The organism is Flavobacterium psychraquaticum, assembly GCF_034497725.1.
Lineage (GTDB): Bacteria > Bacteroidota > Bacteroidia > Flavobacteriales > Flavobacteriaceae > Flavobacterium > Flavobacterium psychraquaticum.
Genome location: NZ_JAXKVR010000026.1, coordinates 182,691 through 205,524, shown reverse-complemented (window position 1 = coordinate 205,524; position 22,834 = coordinate 182,691). Strand labels below are relative to the sequence as shown.

Below are 22,834 nucleotides of genomic sequence, written 5' to 3'. Positions count from 1 at the left end.
TTTAACTTAACTTTCAGTAACAATTAAATTTATTTTATCGCAACTTTATTACAATTGCTTTAGTACAAGGTTATAGATGAAGTAGCATAATTAGTAATTCAAAAAGGACCGCTAACATCATATTAGCAGTCCTTTTATCTTTAAGGTCAGTCGTCTTGTAAACAAGATGATTTAACTTAAAAGAACCCATCAACTATAAAAACTTTTCTTGTAAAACAATTGCTTTTGGAAACAATATATTATTTTCTAAATGGATATGTGTGTGTAAATCACTTTCAAACTCTTGAAGCATTTGGAACGTAACTTTATAAGTGTTGCAACCATCAGCAGGAGGCGTGTAGTTATTAGAAATTGCTACAATTTTTTCAAAACGATTGCCTTCATTTTCATGTTCTTCCATCATCATTGCAATCGGATTTGCCACAGAACCAAATCCTGGAGCACTTAAAGCTGATTTAGTACGATCTGCTTCAACCATTTTCTTAATGTAAGGGAAAAGGATTAACTCTTCTTTTTTCATGTGTTGCGTTAATTCATCTGCAGTTCTTTTGAATAAATTTTTAATTTCGAACAATTCAGGGTGAGCTGCGCCATGCACTTGTTCTAATTTTAGTAAGAAGGACAACAATACAGGAATTTTTTCTTCTACATAACGATGATGTTTTTTCTCGATGTAATCGATTAATAAATCTAATTCCCAAGTATTAAAATCAATCGAAGTATTGTCCGTAGCGGTTGCTTTCTCTAATTGCTCTAGCACAGTAGAAACATCTAATCCTTTTTGACTGCATACTTCATCTAAAGTACGATTACCTTTGCAACAGAAATCAATTTTATTTGCACTAAAAACACTTGCTGTTCTAAAATCATCGGCAACCATTTCACCGATTGTTTTGTTTGTATCTACTACCATAATATGTTATATTTTAAATAGAAGACAAATTTATCCTTAATATAATTTATATTTTATGATTGCAATCATATTAGGTGTCTTTTTAATGTATTTATTTTGCTAAAGAATATAAAAGATTTTTTTGTCTTCTATATTTTAAAATAAACTAAACTAACAAATATGTTATCAAAATCACAAGCCAGAACATTTTTTTTAGGAGGAACAGTAATCACCTTTTTAGTCTTCATTGGATTAACGGTTTACTCGTTCATGCCTGGAAACGATCAAACGTATCATGATAAGATTGATGCAAAAGTTATTCGAGGAAAAGAAATTTGGGAATCGAATAATTGTATGGGATGTCACACCATACTAGGAGAAGGAGGTTATTATGCTCCAGAACTTACAAAGGTTATTGAGCGAAGAGGAGAAGGTTATGTAAAAGCCGTACTTCAATCGCCAATTCCTTGGGGACCAAAAGGAAGAAAAATGGTCAAATACGAAATGAATGACGCCGATGCTGAAGCTGTAATCGCGTACTTCAATTGGATTGGAAAAATTGATTTAAATGGCTTCGAACGCGTAGTTTCACCTTTAGCGAAAGACGAATAATCTAAAATTAATAGTATTATGAAATATAAATCACAGAAAGTAGCCTATTGGTTTTTTGCCTTATGCATGTTATTGTTTGCATTGCAAATTGTCTACGGTTTTATAATGGGCTTTGCCCGAATAGGAATGGATGGTTTGCACGACTTTATTCCATTCAATACAGCAAGAGCTGTTCATACTAATTTATTAGTAGTTTGGTTGTTAACCGGTTTTATGGGAGCCGCTTATTACATTATTCCAGAAGAAGCACAACGCGAATTAATCAATGTGAAATTAGCGTATGTACAATTAATCTCGCTTGCTATTGTTGGTGTTTTAGCCATTGTAGGTTTTCACTTTAACATTTGGGAAGGTCGAAAATTCCTTGAAATTCCAAGAGAATTAGACTTCTTAGTAGTAATAAATGTCTTGTTATTCTTGTTTTTAATCTTAGGAACTTTATACAAAGCAGAAAGAAGAACTACAACGGCTTTAGTATTAACAATGGGATTGGTTTTCGCCGCTTTATTATACCTTCCGGGGATGATTTGGTTCGATAGTCAAGTTACAGATTCATTCTTCCGTTGGTGGGTTGTTCACTTATGGGTAGAAGGAGTTTGGGAATTAATTATGGGAGGTATTTTATCGTACCTATTAATCAAACTTACTGGTGTTGACCGCGAAGTTATTGAAAAATGGTTGTATGTAATTGTTGGATTAACCTTCCTTTCTGGATTATTAGGAACAGGGCACCATTATTATTACATCGGCGTCAACAAAATTTGGTTAATCGTAGGTGGAATTTTCTCAGCATTAGAACCGCTAGCATTCTTAGCAATGGCATTATTTGCGGTTTATATGTATCGTAAAGGAGAAAAATCGCACCCTAATAAAATTGCATTATTCTGGACAATCGGAGCGTCAATCGTTTCATTTGTAGGAGCTGGTTTATTAGGTTTTGCACATACTTTACCACAAACAAATATTTACACACACGGAACTTTAGTAACAGCAATGCACGGTCACTACGCATTCTGGGGCGCTTATGCGATGATTGTTTTAGCAATTATTAGTTATGCTTTACCCAATATGACCGGAAGAAAACGTTACAACAGCACACAAGGACACATGGCATTTTGGTTTTCAAATGTAGGAATGTTAGGAATGACAGTTGCTTTCGGAGTTGCTGGAGTAGCCCAAGTATATTTAGAACGTAAAATGAAAATGGATTTTATGGACGTTCAAAATGAAATTGCTATTCATTTCGTTGTACTATTAGTTTGTGCAACCTTATTTGCAACCGGAATTACAATGTTCATTATTGAGTTTATCAAATATGGTAAACCAACTGATGAAGCTCTTATAAAAGAAGAATAGTTATTAATTTTTTAGGTTAGAGTTTACAATTAATAACCCACCGAGACCAATTGCCCAGAGTTGTCGCTGTTGGCATTTGGTTTCGGTTTTTAAACAAAAAAAGAAATGTTAGTAGCAGAAAAAACCATTTTTTATAAAGCAGTTGGCTCAGAAATTGAAGTTTTCAATCAAATCAAGCAATTGCAATTACCTTTATTATTGAAAGGACCAACAGGTTCCGGTAAATCGCGTTTTATTGAATTTATGGCCAATGAATTGAATAAAAAACTAATTACAGTAAGTTGTCACGAAGAAACTTCTGCAACGGATTTAATCGGAAGATTTATTATCAAAGGAGCCGAAACCGTTTGGATTGATGGACCACTTTCTATCGCAGTTAAAAACGGACACATATTATATTTAGATGAAGTTGCGGAAGCAAGACCCGACGTAATCGTTGCGATTCACTCCTTAACCGACCACAGAAGAGAGCTTTTTATCGATAAATTAGGAGAAACCATCAAAGCACATCCCGATTTTCTTTTAGTAGCTTCCTTCAATCCGGGGTATCAAAAAGGATTTAAAGAATTAAAACCGTCAACTCGCCAACGTTTTGTAGCACTTTCGTTTGATTATCCAAATCAAAAAGCAGAAACTGAAATCTTAATCAATGAAACCGGAATTTCAGCTGAAATCGCTCAGAAATTAGTCACAATCGGTGCGAAAATTAGAAATTTAACCGAACTGGGATTAACCGAAACCGTTTCAACCCGACTTCTAGTTGACGCCGCGAAGTTAATTAACAACGGACTTCCAAAACGTTTAGCCGTTCACGTGGCTGTGGTAGAACCATTAACGGACGAACGCGAAACCATCAATGCTTTGAAAGATTTATGTGATTTAATGATTTAGAGAAATAAATAATGGGCTTCGAATTAGATGAAATTTTATATAAAAAAGTAATCAAATACTTTAAAAACAAACGACTCAATGACACTGAAATGCTGAGTCGTCAAGTGACGTTGTCCGAAATTAAACCCAGATTAACACTTCTAGCCAGAGCACTTTGTGGTGTTCCTATTGAAATATTTCCGGCCGAACGCGAAGGTGGTTATAAAAACTTGAACTTCTTTTTACCGATAAATTGTTCCCTTTTTCCAACAAAAGAAGAAAACAGGAAGTTTTATTTTTTCAGAACGGCGTATTTAAGCGTTCAGAAACAATTAAATTTAAACTGGACTTCGCTAGACGATTTACAACACTTATCCTTAGAAAAAGCACAAGAAACGGCTCCATTAGTGTTGGAGAAATTATTTCAAGAATACCCAAGTTTAGACGAATGGTATTACGAAGCCGTTCCAAAATTACCGCTCGAAAAAAACAAAGAAACAGCTGATTTTAGTTGGTTATATGGCAAATGGATGAAAAATTCGCCCGAAGTTGATGCTTCAGACGTCTTGCACAATTTTGACGATGTAGCTACAAAAATTCAAAACAGTGTGGTGGCGGAAACAACGCTTCACGCGAATGCAGTAGAAGAAATTCAATCGCTTGCCATCGACAAAAAACAGCAAGAAGATTATGTGTTGATGCACAGTTTTGAAAAAATTGAAACGGCTGAAGAATTCAACGGAAATTGGCGCGATTTCGACGGAAAAGATGATTTAAAAGAACATCAAGACGCCTTGGAAGAAATGAATATGCGTTTTACAGTTCGGGTGGATGATATGGTGCATTCGGTTTATCAAGCTGATTTTATTGAAAATACTTCCATTGCCGAAAGTGCTGAGGTCGACGAAAAAGGATTCCACTTAAAATATGATGAATGGGATTTTAAAAAGCGAAATTACTTACCCGGTTTTTGTAAAGTGTATCCAAAAACGCAAATAAAAACACATCCATCGTACTATAAAAACACAATGGCGAAGTATAAAACCACTTTAAATGGTTTGCGAAAAATGCTAACTAGTGTGAATAATAAAATGCAACAACAACGCCGACAATTGCAAGGTGAAGCCTTCGATTTAGACGCTTTAACGGATTTATATACCGATATTCATTCGGGAAAATCGCCTGACGAACGCGTTTATCTTTCGAATCGCAAAAAAAATAAAGACATTGCTATTTTGGTTTTGTTAGATTTAAGTCTTTCGAGCGATGGTTATGCCGCCGGAAATCGGGTGATTGATGTTGAAAAAGAAGTTTCCATCTTATTTGGAGAAATTCTGCACGAATTCGACATTGATTTTGCAATCGACGGATTTTATTCAAAAACGAGAAACTTCACAACGTATTTAACCTTAAAAGATTTCAACGAAAATTGGAATTCAGCCAAACATAAAATCGGAGCGATTGAACCAAACGGTTATACTAGAATTGGTCCCGCACTTCGGCACGCAGGAGCACGATTAGATCAAATAGATTCCAAAAATAAATGGATTATCGTTTTATCCGACGGAAAACCAAACGATTACGATAAATATGAAGGCCAACACGGCATTCAAGACATCAAACAAGCATTACGCGAATTAAACGAACGCAAAATAAACTCGTATGCATTAGCCATCGAGGCACAAGCCAAATATTATTTGCCCCAAATGTTTGGACAAAATCATTATCAAATATTAACTTCTCCAGAAGCTTTACTGAAATCATTGGTAAAACTTTATGAGAAAATTAAACACCAATAAAATGGTAACAAAAGAAACACATACCACTGTAATGGAAGGCCATCCGATTCATACTTATTTTTTAGAAACGGATTTGATACAGAAACTTATAGCCGAGCTAAATGCTTTGGATCCCAAAGAAGAATTTCAACAATTTTATAATGTTTTCAATCAATTAGCAACGGTTGAAAAGCGATTTGAACGCAAAGAAAACCAACTTTTCCCGTTTTTAGAACAAAAAGGGTGGAATGGACCTTCTCAAAATATGTGGTCGTTTCACGATACGATTAGAGAAATGTTTCGCATCGTTCGAAAAAATATTTCGGACAAAGATTTCACATCCGTAAAACACAACAGCAGTTTAATTGTTCAAAATATCGAACGATTATTGAGTGTCGAAGAAAATGTATTGTTTCCAAACGCATTAGAATTGTTAACCGATGAAGATTGGATTAAAATGCGAAAAGGCGAGGAAGAAATCGGTTGGATGTTAAGCGAAGCACCAGTAAAATTCCCCAATATTCCCGATTATGTGCATCCTTCGCAAGATACCGAAATCAGAACAGATGTGGTTTTTGCTGAAAACGCATCGCACTTTGATGAAGGTTATATGACGGTGGAACAAGTGAATTTGCTCTTCAGAACGTTGCCCATCGACTTAACGTATGTAGATGAAAACGATAAAGTAATTTTCTATAATAGAGGCGAAGAACGCGTTTTTCCTAGAAGTGCTGGAGTTATTGGCCGAGAAGTTCGCTTCTGTCATCCGCCAAAAAGTGTGGATACGGTGTTGAAAATTCTAGAAGCGTTTAGAAAAGGCGAACAAAATGAAGCTTCGTTCTGGATTAATTACAAAGAACGCCAAATTTACATTCGATACTTTGCTGTTAGAGACGACAAAAAAAACTACAGAGGCGTAATCGAAATGTCACAAGATATCACTGAAATTAAACAAATCGACGGAGAAAGAAGACTATTAGAATGGAAGTAAATCACAAATCAATTTATTATCCTCCAGGAGGAATTTTAATGTGGATCATCATCTATTTAGAATTATTCACATTTGGTATGGCCATTTTGGCGTTGGCTTATTATGGTTCTTTAGAACGAGAACAATTTCATGCCGACAGTCAGTTATTGAACAAATTCACCGCAACAATTAATACCATATTACTATTAACAAGTGGATTTTTTGTAGCAAAAGCCGTTCATTTTTTCAAAGAAAAGAAAATAGAAAAAACGACGCAATTTATGCTTTGGGCAATTCTTTCTGGCTTTGGATTCTTGATTTTAAAATCATACGAATATTACGAAAAAATAGAAATGGGCTTAACTATGGGAAAAAGCTCATTTTTCACAAATTATTGGCTGTTAACAGGCTTCCACTGGATTCACGTTTTGGTCGGTTTGATTATTTTGATTTTTATTCGAAGATCCATCCAAAAAAGCAAAACAGAAGCATCTTTAGAAGATATTGAAGCAAGTGCAACATTCTGGCACATGTGCGATATCATTTGGTTGCTTTTATATCCGGTACTTTATTTATTATTTTAATTATGAAAAATCAAACACTTTTATCAACATTTATTTTATTGATAACTCTCACGTTAGTGGCTGCATTTTTTGCTTTTAATGTAAGTTCAGATATCATTGTTGGCACAGTTGTTACTTTATCGTTGGTGAAGTTTTGGCTGGTAGCATTTCAGTTTATGGAATTGAAAAAAGCCCATGCCTTCTGGAAGTATTTACTCCTTGCTTTTGGTGCATTTATGGGATTAGTACTTATAATTTTATTATAATTTTTCGAAGGATGATATTTATCATATAAATTCTATTTTGATTGCATTTAATTTGTTGCTACTATTTTTAAAGAATTAAGAATCAAAACAATACAATTCAAAACCGCCATAAAATGATTTTACAAAAGAACACACACACTTTTCATATTCCAGTAATGGGATTGGCGTTCACTATTGATAGCCCTATTCGTGTTGCTCAGTATGGAATAGATTCCGTTATTTCCATTATGGACGATGATTTAATCGAAAAAATGACTGCTTTTTATGCCCAAAAATTCAAACAACCTTATGAAGAAATTTCGCAAAAAGTTGAAGATTTTAGAGCCAAAAGAATCACCAATTATCTGAATTTAATTGACACCGTTGTCACGCAGAAATTCGAATCTTTTAAAGCAGAATTAATAGAAACTAGAAGTAAATTAGATGATTTTATGACTACTTTACCTTCAAGTTCCCAATTAAAAGAGCGTTTAGAAGAACTGATTGCTTCCGGAAAAGATAATTTTCACGAGTTGCAAACAACTTTAAATCATTATTTTCATCCCGGAAGTATTGATGTGAACATTATGACCAAACTGGACAAAGATAATTTTAAAGACCACGAGCAATTGCCTGTGATTTATAACGATGCTCATTCGGCCTTACGCGGATTTATGAACAGCACAACCAATTCATCCGTAGTTTTTTCTGCGGGTATGAATCCGAGATTATTCAGTTATATGGAATCGTTTGATGCTTTTTATCCAAACGAAAACGGACAATTTCAGAAGAAAATTATCCTAAAAGTTAGTGATTTTCGATCAGCTATGATTCAAGGAAATTTTTTAGCAAAAAAAGGACTTTGGGTTTCAGAATACCGCATTGAATCAGGCCTAAATTGTGGTGGACACGCTTTCGCAACGGACGGATTTTTATTAGGTCCCATTTTAGAAGAATTCAAAAACAAAAAACAAGATTTAATTCAATCGGCTTATGGTTTATTGACTTCGGCCTTAACTGCAAAAAATAAAATACTTCCAAACACACCGCCCGATTTAAAATTATCAGTGCAAGGAGGCGTTGGAACGGCAGAAGAACATCAATTTTTATTAGACCATTACAATATGGACGCAGTAGGTTGGGGTTCGCCATTTTTATTGGTTCCAGAAGCGACTTCAGTAGACGTTCAAACCCGAAAATTATTAGCAGGAGCAAAGTCCGAAGATTTATATTTGAGTAATATTTCACCTTTAGGCGTGCCGTTTAACACCATTAAAGGAACGACGAATGACTTTTACAAAAACCAAAGAATTGCCTCTGGAAAAGCAGGAAGTTCTTGTCCTAAAAAGTTTTTAGCGTTGAGCAAAGAATATGATCCAGAAGGAAGTTGTTCGGCTTCAAAAAAATACCAAGACAAGAAAATTGAAGCGTTAGAAGAAACCCGAAATACAATTTCCGAACAAGCATACACCAAAGCGTACACTTCCATTACTGAAAAGTCGTGTTTGTGTGTGGGACTTGCGAATCCAAGTTTGTTAGAATTCGGAATCCCTGTAAAAGGTCAAAACCAAGGAGTTGTCGTTTGTCCGGGTCCAAATATGGCTTATTTCTCTAAAGAAGTTTCTTTAAAAGAGATGATGCACCATATTTATGGCACAAAAAACATCGAAAACCACGAAAACAGACCTAATATGTTTGTGAAGGAACTGGAATTATATGTGACTTATTTAACGAACCAAATCAACGATACGTTAGAAATCACTGCCCAACAAATTAAGAAGTGGGAAACCTTTAAAACCAATCTTACAAACGGAATTTCGTATTACAAATCGTTATTCACAGATGCTACTACATTTGCAAGCTTTGCAAAAATCACAGCAGATATGGCAATTTTCGAAAATAAATTACAACAAATAACCTACCAAGAACCAGCATTCTAAAGTAAGTTACAGATACTTTATTACAAAAACACCATTACGAAATTTATTGAGTAATGGTGTTTTCTTTTAACCATCAACCATTAACTATCAACTTTTTTCTTGGCGTTCGAGCAGGCTGTCCGCTCTATCTTTTTGTTTTTAAAGAAAAAACAAAAAGGATGCCGCTCCCATCCTTAACGCAACCTAGCAGTAAATTCATATATATTTTTTGATTGAAAAATGGTACTTAATCGATGTTTTGAGTTAGTTAAAGAAATTTAGAGAACGGATGTATTTTGTAGGAAAAAAATGTATTATATTCGTAGGGAATTTCTATTAAAAAAAATAATCCAAATTTCATTTTATTAAATATATTTTCATAAAAAATTAAAAAACAAGTATTTACGAATTTTCAATTATTTTAAGTTCGTGTATATATGAATTGGCAGTAATTGCACCGCAGAGTCACACTAACCTAACTAAATTTATGATAGAAAAAAGTATTAAAGAAGATTTTTTAGATTTGTTTTATCACGATTTAGTTTCTGAAAAATTAGAAAGAGATAATAGTTTAAATCTTTTTACTTTAAAGGTTCAAAACAATTCATTCTCCTATGATGAACTTATTAGTGAGCTAGGGAACAAACTACATTATTTTGCACTTTCGAGGCAACAAGTTGCTCATTTGAAAAAAGAGGATAAACTTAAAGACTTAATAGACAATGCAAAAGCAAAACTTCGAAATCATTCAGTAAATGAAGGCGAACTTGGTGAGATTCTTTTATATTGTTTACTTGAGTCACATTTAAATGCACCTAAAATTTTAACCAAACTAGAATTAAAAACAGCACATAACGATTATGTTAAAGGAGCTGATGGAGTTCATTTACTAAAACTTAATGATAAAGAATATCAGCTTATTTTCGGTGAATCAAAACTTGAAGCAAAGCTAACTAAAGGAATTTATTCTGCTTTCGATTCTATTAAAACACTTTTAACAGAAAAAGGAAAATTAAAATTTGAAATTGATTTAATAAATAGTGAATTAGTAAAAGAAGCTTTTGATGAAAATAGTTATGAAATTCTGAAGAAAATAATCATTCCAAGTGCAAAAGAAGATCAAACATATATGGATTATTCTTTTGGGATATTTTTAGGCTATGATTTAACAATAAGTGAAACAGAAAGTGAATTAAGTAATTCTGAGTTTCGCGATACAATTAGAAAAAGAATTAAAGAAGAGATAATTTCTACAATATCATCTTTTAATTTTCAAATTAAGAAAAATGAATTTTCAGGTTACAAGTTTTATATTTATGTAATTCCGTTTAGTGATTTGGCAAAAATACGTAAAGAAATAATCAAAGAAATTACTACTTAATATGCGTTTAATTGACAAATTAATTTCAGACATCTACTTAGATGATTATTTTATACAAATCTTTGAAAAATGTTTGCTCTCATCAGCGGAATACAATCTCAAATCGATAAACCCATCAAATTTGACAAATAAAGAATTTATTGATGCTTTACGATTTGCAGATATTTTATCAAATTCAAAGGAACCAAATAGCCGAAACAAAGCATATCAAATAATTACTTCTTTAAATCATAATTACAGTAATAACCCAACTTACAGAACTATTTCAAAAGCAGTTTTTAGTATGCTAGGAAATTATCCTGCAATTAATTTTCTAGAAATTAAAAATGATAATTTTGCAGAACTACCATTGCTAAGAGATTTTGAAAGCGATTCAAAAAAAATAATTCAGAAGGTTCCAGATACTGAAAATACTTTTTTTACTGATTCCCAATATGAACTATTTTCAAAATTAAGTAATAGTATTGAATTTAGTTTTTCAGGACCAACTTCAATGGGGAAATCTTTTTTAATTAAATCTTTTATAAAAAAAGTTATTAAAAACAGTCCTCCCGAAAATATAGTAATAATTGTTCCAACTAGAGCATTAATAAATCAATTTTCAATTGATTTAAAATCAGAATTGTCAGAATTATTAGAATTTTATAAATACAAAGTCTTTATAAATTCAAATGTTTCAGATATTTTAACGGAAGGGAAATTTAATTATATTTTTGTATTAACTCCTGAAAGATTAATAAGTTATCTATCACAAGATGATAATCCACCAATAGGTTTCTTATTTCTTGATGAAGCTCATAAATTCGCGAATAACAATGATTCTAGAAGTATAACAACTTATACAGCAATTGAAAAAGTTCAAAAAAAATATGGGAATATTAAGCTTTACTTTTCTTCACCAAATGTTTCAAATCCAGAAATATTTCTAAAATTATTTGGAAGAGAAACTTTAAATAATTTTTATAAGACAGATGAATCTCCTGTGTCACAAAATCTATATTTTATAGATTTAACAAATCAAAACTTCGAATTACATTCGAATGGAAATATTATAAACCTAAACGATAAAGTTGATTTTTCAGAAGTACAAGATGAAATTGATTTAATTGAATTTATTGGAATAAATAAAAACAATCTTATTTATTGTAATTCAAAAAGAAAAACAATTGAAAAGGCAAACGAATTTGCTTTAAAAATAAGAGAGTTCGCTCCTACCAATAATATTTTAAAAGCTGTCCAAAGTATTAAAGATTACATACATCCTGATTATTATTTAGCTGAATTATTGATGAAAGGAGTTGCTTATCATTATGGAAAACTCCCTCAACTTATAAGAAACTTAATTGAAGATTTATATAAAACTGAAGAAATTAGAAATGTATTTTGTACTTCAACTCTATTAGAAGGAGTAAATATGCCAACACAAAATATATTTATACTTGATAATAGAAATGGAAGTAAAAGTAAATTACAACCTATTGATTTTTGGAATTTATCAGGTAGAGCAGGAAGACTTTCAAAAGAATTAGAAGGAAATATTTTTTGCGTTCAATATGATAATTTTGTGTGGGACAATAAAGAAATTTTTAAGAAAGAGAAAATTGATCTTAACCCAACAATTTTAAATAAAGTTGATCGAAATTTACAAAAAATAGAAAAGCTACTAAATGATAAAGATATATCAGGAACCGAGACAGAAAAGGAGATATTAAGATATATAGCTAATATTATAAAAGTAGATTCATTAGAAACAAATTCAAATTATAAAAGTCCAATCATTTCTAAATTAATTGAAAAAAATAAAACTAAAATAATAGAATTAGCTAATTCCAAAACAAAGGATTATGAAATACCTAGTTTCATTTTAAAATTTAATCAAACAATTGATTTTGAAATACAAAATAATGTTTATTTAAAACTCAAGAAATCGAAAGGAAAAATTACATTACCTCCAAGTAGTCAAATAAATTACAATACCTGTTTAGAAGTGTTGGAAAATTTTTACAAACTTTACTCTTGGGAAAAAGCAGAAACCAGATTAAAAAAAATCAACAGTTTAAAATATTATGCAGTTCTGATGAATCAATGGATTAACGGTTTCACATTGAACCAAATAATTAATCAAGCAATAAATTGGAATTATGATAACAATAATACTATTAAGATTTCCTACGATGAATTTGAGACGTTTGATAAAAAGAACAAAAAACATATTAACATTGTAATAGAAAATACAATAGATGATATTGAATATATATTGAGATTTTTATTAGAAAAATATTTTAATCATTATTATCAAATACTAGTAAAGATATTAGGTGAAGAAAATGCAGGCGAAAATTGGGCAACACTATTAGAATATGGAACACAAAACAGAATAATTATTGCTCTTCAAAATATTGGATTATCAAGAAATACAGCAATTAAAATTTATCAAAACCATAGAGATGCTTTAATAATAATAGAAGGGAAATTAAGTGCAATAAATAAAATAAAATTATTAACCGTCTACAAAAAAGAAACTTTGGAATACGAAGAAATTAGAAAAGTACTCTAAAAAAGCAACTACTGCCAACACGCGCTACAAGCAATTTGGGTATTTGGCTGAATTTAAAGATGGTTTTGTACTTGGAAAATTAGTGTTTAATGGAAAAAACTCGCATCTTTAAACCCCAACTTCTTGTAGCGCCAAGAAGTTAGGTAGCATAGTCGAAAAAATCGTGGAATTCAAGAAAATTAAATGAAAAAGATTACAATAATTTTAATGCTTATTATCTGTTCAATTTCTAGAGGACAAAATAAAACCGAAGACATACTTGTTAACAGCAATGGAAAAGTAATTTCTAAATCTAAAATAAAAAAGACTGAAAAAATATCGTCTGAAAAGACAATCGAAATGTTTTATAAATACCAAAATAATATTGAAAAATTGAGTCCTTTAATTAGTTTTAGATTTTATCAAAAAACTCCATATTATAAGTTCAAAGAAATTCTAAAAGAAAAAAATAAGTCTTGCGGAAAACTTATTGAAAAAACTTTGATGAAAAGTGAAACTTCCGCAGACAAAAAATCAATTGTATATTCTTACAAAGTAACATATCAAAACATAAAAACTGTTGAAGAAATTGTTCTAATAAAAGAATCCGAAAATGACAATTTTCAAGTTTACATTTATAATATAAAAAAAGCGGAAAACTGAAATAAGAACGTATAAAACTACACTACCTAACACACGTCTTGCGCCATTTGCGAATTTAGTGGAATTACCGTTTTTTATCGTATTTTCGTTTAGCCGAAAATACTATATAGGATTGCTAATAAATAATCAAAAACTCTTTTCAAGCTCTTTAATTTCTTGTAGAATTTACCATAAGTTATTATATATTTGTACTAGTTATTCTTGAATCTTTCGCTACCCGCAGAAAATTGTAAACAATGCTTTTTTTGCTCGAACGACAAATTAAAAAAAAAAAATTATTATCGTCTTTGAATTTTAATCTTAAAAATGAATAAAAAAGTAATTCCTAAAAATGTAAAAATTGCTCAGGAATTCGTGGATAACGAAAACACTGCTGAAAAATTAATTATTGCTAGCAAAGAATTGGCATTACAAATTGTCGAAACCGAAAAACGCGAAGTGCAATTAATCATAGCCAATCGGCAACTTGCAATTTCTAATGCGCAACTTGCTGTACAAAATCATGAAAAAGCAAAGCGAGCTGAAGAATTAGTCATTGCTAATGTGGAACTTGCGTATCAAAATCAGGAAAAAGCAAATAGAGCTGAAGAGTTATTAATTGCTATCAAAGAATTGACGTATCAAAATAAAGAAAAGGAAAAAAGAGCGCAAGAGTTAGTTATTGCGAACAAAGAATTGGCATTTCAAAATATTGAAAAAGAAAAGCGAGCTAACGAATTAGTCATAGCAAACAAAGAATTAGCATTTCAAAATCAAGAAAAGGAGAATCGTGCATCAGAATTAGTTATAGCTAACCAAGAATTAGCCTATCAAAATCAGGAAAAAGCAAAGCGAGCAGAAGAGTTGGTAATTGCCATCAAAGAATTGACGTATCAAAATCAAGAAAAAGAAAAAAGAGCGCAAGAGTTAGTTATTGCGAACAAAGAATTGGCATTTCAAAATATTGAAAAAGAAAAGCGTGCAAACGAATTGTTACTTGCCAATAAAGAGATTGAGTCTTTTTCATACATTTCTAGTCATGATTTACAGGAACCTCTAAGAAAAATTCAAACTTTCTCTGGCAGAATCTTCGTAGAAGAGTATGATAATTTATCTGCAATGGGTAAATATTATGTGGAACGTACAAAGCTATCCGCTTTACACATGCAAACACTTATTAATGATTTACTTGCTTATTCACGAACTAAAACTACTGAAAGGAAATTTGTAAAAAGTGATCTTAATAAAATTGTGAAAGAAGCAATTAATATGCTCGAAGAAGAAATAGTAAATAAGCAAGCAAATATTGAAGTTCATGAACTTTTTGAAGCGAATGTTATACCATTTCAATTCAGGCAATTGATACAAAATTTGATTAGTAATTCACTTAAATACGCTATTGCAGAAGTTAAAACGCATATTATAATTAAAGGTGAATCCATAAAGTATGATGAATTAAAATTTAAAGATTCAATCTTAAGATGCGATCATTATCACATAAGTGTAAGTGATAATGGAATTGGATTTGATTCAACTTTTAAAGAAAAAATATTTGAGATGTTTCAACGTTTACACAGCAAGAATGAATACGCGGGAACAGGCATCGGGCTAACAATAGCAAGAAAAATAGTTGATAATCATAATGGCTTTATTACTGCAAATGGTAAAATTAATGAAGGCGCTCAATTTGATATTTATATACCAGCTGTTCAAATACATTAAAATAAATAATAGTTATAAATACATCAAATCTGCACGTTGAACAAACTTATTACTCAAATAAGAGCTATTAAAAGTTAATAAAATATGATTAAAATCATAAGAAATCAATGCTGCTTTGAATTACATTTGTACTATGAAAAATATAGTAATCATAATTTCGTTTATAATGTTTTTAAAGCCAGTGCTTCCGGTTTTAGAATACATTGTTAATTATGATTATATTGTTACTGAACTTTGTGAAAACAAGTCAAAACCAGAATTACACTGTAATGGTAAATGTCATCTTGAAAAAGAATTGGCAAAAGCTGCAGAAAGTGATTCTACGAATTCAAGTGAGAAAAAAACATCTTTCCAACAGACGGAAATTGTGTTCTGTCAGGAACTTGAATTTATGGATTTTCGACAAATTTATTTTCCAAATACCACTTTAATTAGTAACAATTATTCAAACTTTTACTTTCACTTGAATAATAGTTACGTTTTTCATCCGCCCATTATTTCTTTGGTTTAATTATTGGTTTGTCGATCTTTAAAATTCGACAGTTAAAAAAATACTTAAATAAGTTATGTAGCTAAAATTCTGCTATATAATGACTATCAATCTTTTATATCAATTAAAATGAAAACTTCAATTAAATATATTGTGGCACTTTTTGCTATGGCTTCTACTTTTGTGTCTTGTTCTGATAATGAAAATGATGTAATTCCAGTTAATGAATTGGCTGGAATTACAAAAATCCAAGAAATTACAAATGATACGCATACAATCGAGTTATATTCCAATAAAGCTGGTTTAGAACAAGGTTACAACGATATTAGCTTACGTATTAAAAATAATGCTACTAATACATATGAAAAAAATGCTGCAGTTTCTTGGAAACCCTTAATGCATATGACTTCAATGATGCACGCTTGTCCTTATTCAGCGGTAGAAAAAGTTACCGAAAATGGAACACTTTATAAAGGTTATATTATGTTCCAAATGGCACAAAATGCAACAGAATATTGGGATTTAAAAATCACTTACACAATAAATGGAGTAGAATATAATGCAACTTCAGTAATTGACGTTCCTGCAGCAACAAAAAGAAGAGTAACTACATTTATGGGTTCAGATAATGTGAAATATTTAGTAGCACTTGTTGAACCAACTACTCCAAAAGTAGCAATTAATGACTTAAAAATAGGCGTTTGGAAAATGGAAAGTATGATGAATTTCCCTGTCGTAGACGGTTACACAGTAAAAATTGATCCAAGAATGCCAAGTATGGGAAATCATTCTTCGCCTAATAATGTTAACGCAACACAAAGTTTAGCTGGTGGTTTATATAACGGAAAATTATCAATGACGATGTCTGGTTATTGGAAAATTAATTTGCAATTAGCTAATGCTTTAGGAACTGTTCTTAAAGGAGAAGAAATTACAACTTCAGTAGAAGCAAGTAGTATTTTCTTTGAAATTGAGTTCTAATTATCTTATAAAAAAAGTCATTTTTTATAAATGGCTTTTTTTTTAATCTTTGTTATGAAAAATAGTTTAGCCTTTATATTTGCTCTTTCTTTTTTTAGTGGTTTTGCACAAGAAATAGCAAACGATTCTTTAGAAATTAAGGAATTAAGAGAAGTAATTGTCGCTGGAACAAAATCACAATTGCACGAGAAACAGTCAAAAACACTAGCTTCGGTTGATGAGTTTTTACAAAAATCAACAAAAGTAGATTTAATCAAAAGAGGTGCTTATGCCTGGGAACCAATTATTAATGGAATGGCAACGGAACGAACCGTCGTAACCATTGATGGAATGCGAATTTTTGGAGCTTGTACCGATAAAATGGATCCTGTTACGTCCTATGTAGAAGTTTCAAATTTATCTGAAGCGTCGATTTCATCGGGTCAACAAGGAAGTTGCCACGGAAATACAATTGGTGGTTCCATAGATTTAAAAAGAAGTCGTAATAAATTTGCTTCAAAAGGTTGGGATTTCACGCTGAATTCAGGTTATGAAACCAATAATAAACAGAAAATAATCGGTTCATCAATTAATTATGTCGACAGTTTATTTTATGTAGATACGGATATAATGTTTCGTGATGCTGAAAATTATAAAGATGGAAATAACGATGAAATTCTGTTTTCGCAATTCCGAAAATTAAACCTTTCCTTGACTACGGGCTATCGTTTGGCGTCTAATAAATTGATTGAAGCTTCAGTGATTTATGACAAAGCTACAGATGTTGGTTATCCAGCTTTACCAATGGATGTTTCTTTGGCGGAAGCCGTAATTGCTTCGGTAAAATTTGAATACCAACCGCTTTCGGAATTAGTTGATAATTGGGAAACTAAAATGTATTTAAACACAATTACGCACACAATGGACGATACAAAACGTCCAAACGTGCCGATTCATATGGATATGCCCGGATGGAGCGATACGTATGGTTTGTATTCAAAAGTGAATGGAAAGTTCGAAAATCATCATTTTACTGCGAATTTAAATGGTTTTTATAACCGTTCGATTGCCGAAATGACAATGTATCCAGCCGATCCAAATGAAAACCTGATGTTTATGTACACTTGGCCCGATATTCGAACATTATACACTGGAATTTATTTGGAAGATAATTGGGTTTTAAATTGTCATTCAAGCTTAAAATTCACCACTTCTTTAGGAATGCATTCGAATAATGTAGCGAGTGATTTTGGATTACAAAGTTTAAAAATATTTTATCCGGAAATGGATGCTACAAATACACGTTTCTTAAAAAGTTTTTCTTCCAATTATATTTATGATCAAAATCGATGGCAATATGGAGTAGGAGCGGGTTATGGCGAAAGAGCACCATCAGTTTCTGAAGGTTACGGTTTTTATTTATTCAACAGTTTTGATGGATATGATTACATCGGAAATCCAGATTTAAAAAGTGAACAAGCTCTAGAAGCAAGTGCATTTTTAGGTAGGAAAACAAGCAATTGGAGTGCAAAAATGTCTTCATCTTATTTTCATATTTCTAATTACATCATCGGAATTCCAGATCCTTCTGTTGCTTCAATGACTATCGGTGCGAATGGAATTAAAGTGTATACCGCAATCGATTATGCAACAATTTGGTCAAATGACTTGACTTTTAGTTACTTTTTACACCAAAATTGGACTTGGAAAGCTCAATTTGCCTATAATTTAGGAAAAGATAACAATAACGATGGCTTGCCTTTTATGAGTCCATTTAGTTATTTGTCTTCTGTAGCATTTAGTAAAAACAAATTCAACGCAGAAGTTTTAGTTCGTGGAAATACAACGCAAACAGAATTCAATCCTTTTTATGGAGAAGATAAAACGCAAGATTATGCGATTTTAAATTTAAATTTCGGCTATAAGTTTAACTTCGAAAAAGCTAAAATGATTGTCAACACAGGAATGGAAAATGTATTAGACACACAATATACAACTTATACCGATTGGAAAAACTTACCTCGAATGGGTAGAAATATGTTTGTGAATCTAATGATTCAATTCTAAAAAAAAAAGTAAAATTCGCTTTAGGAATTAATGTCTTAAGAAGGTTTCGCCTGATTTAATTCCTAAAGCCAATTCTTCTAAATTAGTCGTTTTTAGCATATGTGCTAAAGCCTCTCTGATTACTTTAAATTTATCGTGTACCGGACAAGGTTGTGTTTCTGAACATTGTGCCAATCCCAAACCACAGCCGTGAAAAACGCTATCACCATCAATAGCATCTACAATTTGAACCAAATAAGTAGACGCAATATTTTCCTTGGGAATAGAAAATCCACCATTGACTCCTTTTACAGATTCTATGATTCCAGCTCTTACTAAAATCTGTAAAATCTTAGCTGTAAAAGCTTCTGGTGATTCGATTTCTTTTGAAATTGCAACAAAACCAACACGCTTTTCTTCTAACGAATTTTGCGCAATGTAAATGGAAGCTTTGATAGCATAATTGCATGATTTTGAAAACATAAATCTTCTATAAAAGTGATATTAATCTGCAAATATACTAGGAATCGAGTAATAAACGATTAAAATTTATTTTTTGATGACTTTTTGTTTGATTTTATTAAGTTACTTTATCCTTTCGAAACGATTTGAAGAGTAAAAAAATGATGAAATAGCCCAGTACCAGCATCAAAAGTGTGCCTAAAATAATGAAAGCTAAAATCCAATAATTACTTGATGCTGTCATTTGAGCAAAACTTTTAGTAGTCAAACCCGCTTGCCACAACGCTCTTTGAATTCCCATTCCAACTAAAGCCGATAGAAATGCTAATAAGGTAAACTGCGCTGTCCAAAAAAGAATAGTATTGAATTTAAGTGCTTTGATTGATAGAAAATTTGGTTTGAAAAAATAAAAACTCGCTCCTAAAACAATCATCGTGTTAATTCCAATTGTAGTTCCCATGGCATGTGCCACCGTAATATGGGTTCCGTGCGTATAAAGATTTATGGCGGGAATTGACATTAACAAAGCGGTTCCTAAATTCAAAATTACCCAATAATCCATTGCCATTAAAAAGCGGTACGGAAATAAGTAATAATGTTGTTTGTTTTCTTTGATTTGCTGATTCCATTTGTAAAATATTCGGATGAATAAAATCCATTCGCTCATACTCACCGCATAGGCAATATAATGGATGAATTTTTCTGTCGGAAGTAAGTAAATATGATGGCCCCAATTGAACATCAAATTGAATAATCCCAAGAAATAAAGTGCAAAAGATAATTTTTGATACGATGTTTTTTTATCACCACTAATTTTTTCCATCAGATAAAAAGCAGTTCCATAAATAATCTGATTTACTGCACCCACTAAAGAACCGTTAACTTTCCATTGAATCGTCATATCGGCTATAAAATGCGAACGGAAATACGGAATGATCCATAAATAATTTTCGATAAAGGTGAAGATAAAAAAGATGATTCCGGTAAACCACATCCATTGATAAACCGGCCATTTTTCTTTAAATCCCACTTGATGCAAATAAAATACAAGAAATACGATGAAAGACAAAAAAATAGGTAAAGCCCAAATCGGATTGAATTCCCAATATTCTCTTCCACCAAAATCTCCGGTTAAATAGCTGTAAAATATACCGATTAACGCGGTTACCCACAAAAATAGATGTAATAATTGCAATTTTCTTCCAAAAGATGAATCTCTTCTTTTTTGAATTATGATACTCATAAAGCCTAAGCCAGCAGTTATAATTCCTAAATAAGCACTACTGACGTGCATTGGTCGAAGCGATAAAAATCCTAAAATTCCATTTTTAGCTTCTTGTATTTGATAACTTTCAGAGGCTAAATGACCAAAAAATAAACCTATTAATAATAAAACTAAAGCAATTCTAACTAATATAATTCCAATATTTTTCATTTTTTTTCTAAACTAAAAGTTCCTAAAATTTCAGGTTTATGTGCTTTTACATCAGCGTTTCCAGAAGCATCAACATCTTTTAAAAATGCCAAAAGAGTAGTCATTTCATCTTCCGATAAATCAAAAGCAGGCATTTGTTGCACACCCGATTGAATCATCGCTTTGATATACGCTTCATTTTTATTCGAACGCGAATAGACATTAGTCAAATCTGGTCCCAAATAACCGCCCAAACCATAAAACTGATGACAAGTATGACAATTGTATTTTTGCCAAACCAAACGACCGTCACTCACCAATTTTGTTTTCGGAATTGGAGTAGGATAGGTGCTAAATAGCGGAATCGAATACACCCAAAAACTATACAAAAGGAAGCAACTAAACAAGATGATGAAAACTTTTCTTGGATGTTCAAAAATATTTAAATTCATAATTTAGATTTGGTTTTTTTGATAGCTTTTACACGTTTATAATTCACTGGTAAACTTTCCTTTAAGATAATTTCAGCCGTTTGAATTAAATTATACGTTTCACACAAAAACGGATGCGAATTGTAATTTTTAAACTTCATTTTAAAACGCTTCTGCATTTCGCTCACCATCTGATAGGAAGTTATGATGTCTTGTTTTGTGCCATAAACAGCATCGTATTTCATAATGCGTTGCAGTTGATTTCGAAACTGAAGGACTTCTTCGTGATGGATATTTTTGTATTTTAAAGCATCAGTATCGCAATTCTTTTCTTCAATATTTGAAATGATTTCTGTGATGTGATTCGCAACATCGTGAGCATAAACCATCGCTTCCAAAAGTGAATTCGAAGCCAATCGATTCGCTCCGTGCAATCCGGTATAAGAACATTCGCCCAAAGCAAAAAGCTGATTTTTGTCGGTTGCGCCCTTTTCATCCACTATAATTCCACCACATTGATAATGCGAAGCCGGCGTAATTGGAAGTAAATCTTTAGTAATATCAAAACCTTCCTCCGTACAATATTCATATACTTTCGGAAATTTATTTTTAAAATCTTCTAAATTCAAATGCCTTAAATCTAACCAAACATTTTTGCTATTTTCGATTTTCATTTGTTCCGAAATGGCTTTTGAAACCACATCACGCGTTGCTAATTCGCCACTTTTATGAGCTTTCAATAAAAAACGTTCGCCTTTTTGATTCAAAATATGAGCACCAAAACCTCGAATTGCTTCGGTAATTAAAAACGCCTGACTTTTATTAGGTTCATAGAATGCTGTCGGATGAAATTGAATATATTTCATATTTTTTAACGCCACATTAGCACGAATAGCCATCGCAACGCCATCGCCAGTTGACACAAAAGGATTTGAAGTTACTCCAAAAACTTGTCCCGAACCACCCGAGGCTAATACCGTTATTTTGGCTTCAATTATAGTGGGTTCGCCTTTATCATCAAAACCAATTAAACCCAAACAAGTGTCATTTTCCATTAATAAATCGGTAGCAAAAAAAGATGTTTTTATGGCTACATTCGGAAGATTTTCAATAATGGGAATTAGTTTCGTTTCAATTTCGTAACCAGTTTTGTCTTTGTGATGTACAATTCGATTTTGCGAATGTCCACCTTCTAAACCTAAATCTAAATTTCCTTCTTGGTTTTTATCCAATTCAATTCCCCAATTTATCAATTCCTTCAAGCGTTTTGGAGCTTCTGTAATAACGTGTTTTACAACTTTTTCATCGCAAATTCCTTTTCCTGCATTGAGCGTATCTTCAATATGTTTTTCATAACTATCTTTGATGAAATCGTGCACAACGGCAATTCCGCCTTGAGCGTAATAGGTATTGCATTCATCAATTGAAGTTTTACTAAGGAGTAAAATTTTCAGATTCGGATTCAATTCACTGCTGTACTTTGCTAATGATAATCCGGCTAATCCTGTGCCTACAATTACTATATCGGTTGTTAATTTTTGCATT

General features: G+C 31.8%; 20 protein-coding genes. 15 read left to right on the top strand and 5 right to left on the bottom strand.

Going from position 1 to position 22,834, the window contains the following annotated elements:
• Nucleotides 1-193: 193 nt before the first annotated feature.
• The gene (gene ric, locus T1L09_RS05995) at nt 194-913 is read right to left on the bottom strand and encodes an iron-sulfur cluster repair di-iron protein (RefSeq protein WP_322550051.1); all 720 of its coding nucleotides are present in this window, start codon (nt 911-913) and stop codon (nt 194-196) included.
• A gap of 159 nt (nt 914-1,072) precedes the next feature.
• Here ric and T1L09_RS05990 point away from each other — a divergent pair, with 159 nt between their 5' ends.
• From T1L09_RS05990 to T1L09_RS05920, 15 genes are all read left to right on the top strand, one after another.
• Nucleotides 1,073-1,504: a c-type cytochrome gene (locus T1L09_RS05990; protein ID WP_322550050.1), complete on the top strand. Its 432-nt coding sequence runs from the start codon at nt 1,073-1,075 to the stop codon at nt 1,502-1,504.
• Between the two features lie 18 nt (nt 1,505-1,522).
• A complete protein-coding gene (locus T1L09_RS05985; RefSeq protein WP_322550049.1) occupies nt 1,523-2,860 on the top strand; it encodes a cbb3-type cytochrome c oxidase subunit I in 1,338 nt (445 codons plus the stop codon).
• 105 nt (nt 2,861-2,965) lie between these two features.
• Entirely contained in the window at nt 2,966-3,751 is a 786-nt protein-coding gene (locus T1L09_RS05980; RefSeq protein WP_322550048.1) for a CbbQ/NirQ/NorQ/GpvN family protein, read from the top strand.
• Nucleotides 3,752-3,762: 11 nt separating this feature from the next.
• Nucleotides 3,763-5,529 (top strand): nitric oxide reductase activation protein NorD, encoded by a 1,767-nt coding sequence (locus tag T1L09_RS05975; protein WP_322550047.1) that lies wholly within the window; start codon nt 3,763-3,765, stop codon nt 5,527-5,529.
• The gene (locus T1L09_RS05970) at nt 5,507-6,499 is read left to right on the top strand and encodes a DUF438 domain-containing protein (RefSeq protein WP_322550046.1); all 993 of its coding nucleotides are present in this window, start codon (nt 5,507-5,509) and stop codon (nt 6,497-6,499) included. Before T1L09_RS05975 ends, T1L09_RS05970 begins: the two co-directional genes overlap by 23 nt.
• On the top strand, nt 6,490-7,062 hold the full coding sequence (locus T1L09_RS05965) for a cytochrome c oxidase subunit 3 (protein WP_322550045.1): 573 nt from the start codon (nt 6,490-6,492) through the stop codon (nt 7,060-7,062). Before T1L09_RS05970 ends, T1L09_RS05965 begins: the two co-directional genes overlap by 10 nt.
• Nucleotides 7,063-7,064: 2 nt before the next feature.
• Nucleotides 7,065-7,307: a cytochrome C oxidase subunit IV family protein gene (locus T1L09_RS05960; RefSeq protein ID WP_322550044.1), complete on the top strand. Its 243-nt coding sequence runs from the start codon at nt 7,065-7,067 to the stop codon at nt 7,305-7,307.
• Between the two features lie 113 nt (nt 7,308-7,420).
• Entirely contained in the window at nt 7,421-9,226 is a 1,806-nt protein-coding gene (locus T1L09_RS05955) for a hypothetical protein (protein WP_322550043.1), read from the top strand.
• Nucleotides 9,227-9,692: 466 nt separating this feature from the next.
• Nucleotides 9,693-10,586: a HamA C-terminal domain-containing protein gene (locus T1L09_RS05950; RefSeq protein WP_322550042.1), complete on the top strand. Its 894-nt coding sequence runs from the start codon at nt 9,693-9,695 to the stop codon at nt 10,584-10,586.
• Nucleotide 10,587: 1 nt separating this feature from the next.
• Nucleotides 10,588-13,143 carry a DEAD/DEAH box helicase gene (locus T1L09_RS05945; RefSeq protein ID WP_322550041.1) on the top strand — a complete coding sequence of 852 codons (2,556 nt, stop codon included), beginning with the start codon at nt 10,588-10,590 and terminating at the stop codon, nt 13,141-13,143.
• A 183-nt stretch (nt 13,144-13,326) separates the two neighbouring features.
• Nucleotides 13,327-13,785, top strand: a complete 459-nt coding sequence (locus T1L09_RS05940; RefSeq protein WP_322550040.1) for a hypothetical protein — start codon at nt 13,327-13,329, stop codon at nt 13,783-13,785.
• 306 nt (nt 13,786-14,091) lie between these two features.
• Nucleotides 14,092-15,486, top strand: coding sequence for a sensor histidine kinase (locus tag T1L09_RS05935; protein ID WP_322550039.1), 1,395 nt, complete (start codon nt 14,092-14,094; stop codon nt 15,484-15,486).
• A 133-nt stretch (nt 15,487-15,619) separates the two neighbouring features.
• Nucleotides 15,620-15,997 (top strand): hypothetical protein, encoded by a 378-nt coding sequence (locus T1L09_RS05930; protein WP_322550038.1) that lies wholly within the window; start codon nt 15,620-15,622, stop codon nt 15,995-15,997.
• Between the two features lie 108 nt (nt 15,998-16,105).
• Entirely contained in the window at nt 16,106-16,957 is an 852-nt protein-coding gene (locus tag T1L09_RS05925; protein WP_322550037.1) for a hypothetical protein, read from the top strand.
• A gap of 54 nt (nt 16,958-17,011) precedes the next feature.
• Complete coding sequence (locus tag T1L09_RS05920; RefSeq protein ID WP_322550036.1) at nt 17,012-19,003, top strand: TonB-dependent receptor plug domain-containing protein; 1,992 nt, start codon at nt 17,012-17,014, stop codon at nt 19,001-19,003.
• A 27-nt stretch (nt 19,004-19,030) separates the two neighbouring features.
• Here the strand turns inward: T1L09_RS05920 and T1L09_RS05915 are convergent, their stop codons facing one another.
• From T1L09_RS05915 to nadB, 4 genes are all read right to left on the bottom strand, one after another.
• Nucleotides 19,031-19,465: an RrF2 family transcriptional regulator gene (locus tag T1L09_RS05915; RefSeq protein WP_322550035.1), complete on the bottom strand. Its 435-nt coding sequence runs from the start codon at nt 19,463-19,465 to the stop codon at nt 19,031-19,033.
• A gap of 97 nt (nt 19,466-19,562) precedes the next feature.
• Nucleotides 19,563-20,879 carry a cbb3-type cytochrome c oxidase subunit I gene (locus T1L09_RS05910; RefSeq protein WP_322550034.1) on the bottom strand — a complete coding sequence of 439 codons (1,317 nt, stop codon included), beginning with the start codon at nt 20,877-20,879 and terminating at the stop codon, nt 19,563-19,565.
• The gene (locus T1L09_RS05905) at nt 20,876-21,310 is read right to left on the bottom strand and encodes a c-type cytochrome (protein ID WP_322550033.1); all 435 of its coding nucleotides are present in this window, start codon (nt 21,308-21,310) and stop codon (nt 20,876-20,878) included. Before T1L09_RS05905 ends, T1L09_RS05910 begins: the two co-directional genes overlap by 4 nt.
• Nucleotides 21,307-22,833: an L-aspartate oxidase gene (gene nadB / locus T1L09_RS05900; protein ID WP_322550032.1), complete on the bottom strand. Its 1,527-nt coding sequence runs from the start codon at nt 22,831-22,833 to the stop codon at nt 21,307-21,309. The genes T1L09_RS05905 and nadB overlap by 4 nt, the downstream gene beginning before the upstream one ends.
• Nucleotide 22,834 lies beyond the last annotated feature (1 nt).

Coding starts and splice junctions, on each gene's coding strand:
- ric (WP_322550051.1), bottom strand. CDS start 913: ATGGTAGTAGATACAAACAAAACAATCGGTGAAATGGTTGCCGATGAT.
- T1L09_RS05990 (WP_322550050.1), top strand. CDS start 1,073: ATGTTATCAAAATCACAAGCCAGAACATTTTTTTTAGGAGGAACAGTA.
- T1L09_RS05985 (WP_322550049.1), top strand. CDS start 1,523: ATGAAATATAAATCACAGAAAGTAGCCTATTGGTTTTTTGCCTTATGC.
- T1L09_RS05980 (WP_322550048.1), top strand. CDS start 2,966: ATGTTAGTAGCAGAAAAAACCATTTTTTATAAAGCAGTTGGCTCAGAA.
- T1L09_RS05975 (WP_322550047.1), top strand. CDS start 3,763: ATGGGCTTCGAATTAGATGAAATTTTATATAAAAAAGTAATCAAATAC.
- T1L09_RS05970 (WP_322550046.1), top strand. CDS start 5,507: ATGAGAAAATTAAACACCAATAAAATGGTAACAAAAGAAACACATACC.
- T1L09_RS05965 (WP_322550045.1), top strand. CDS start 6,490: ATGGAAGTAAATCACAAATCAATTTATTATCCTCCAGGAGGAATTTTA.
- T1L09_RS05960 (WP_322550044.1), top strand. CDS start 7,065: ATGAAAAATCAAACACTTTTATCAACATTTATTTTATTGATAACTCTC.
- T1L09_RS05955 (WP_322550043.1), top strand. CDS start 7,421: ATGATTTTACAAAAGAACACACACACTTTTCATATTCCAGTAATGGGA.
- T1L09_RS05950 (WP_322550042.1), top strand. CDS start 9,693: ATGATAGAAAAAAGTATTAAAGAAGATTTTTTAGATTTGTTTTATCAC.
- T1L09_RS05945 (WP_322550041.1), top strand. CDS start 10,588: ATGCGTTTAATTGACAAATTAATTTCAGACATCTACTTAGATGATTAT.
- T1L09_RS05940 (WP_322550040.1), top strand. CDS start 13,327: ATGAAAAAGATTACAATAATTTTAATGCTTATTATCTGTTCAATTTCT.
- T1L09_RS05935 (WP_322550039.1), top strand. CDS start 14,092: ATGAATAAAAAAGTAATTCCTAAAAATGTAAAAATTGCTCAGGAATTC.
- T1L09_RS05930 (WP_322550038.1), top strand. CDS start 15,620: ATGAAAAATATAGTAATCATAATTTCGTTTATAATGTTTTTAAAGCCA.
- T1L09_RS05925 (WP_322550037.1), top strand. CDS start 16,106: ATGAAAACTTCAATTAAATATATTGTGGCACTTTTTGCTATGGCTTCT.
- T1L09_RS05920 (WP_322550036.1), top strand. CDS start 17,012: ATGAAAAATAGTTTAGCCTTTATATTTGCTCTTTCTTTTTTTAGTGGT.
- T1L09_RS05915 (WP_322550035.1), bottom strand. CDS start 19,465: ATGTTTTCAAAATCATGCAATTATGCTATCAAAGCTTCCATTTACATT.
- T1L09_RS05910 (WP_322550034.1), bottom strand. CDS start 20,879: ATGAAAAATATTGGAATTATATTAGTTAGAATTGCTTTAGTTTTATTA.
- T1L09_RS05905 (WP_322550033.1), bottom strand. CDS start 21,310: ATGAATTTAAATATTTTTGAACATCCAAGAAAAGTTTTCATCATCTTG.
- nadB (WP_322550032.1), bottom strand. CDS start 22,833: ATGCAAAAATTAACAACCGATATAGTAATTGTAGGCACAGGATTAGCC.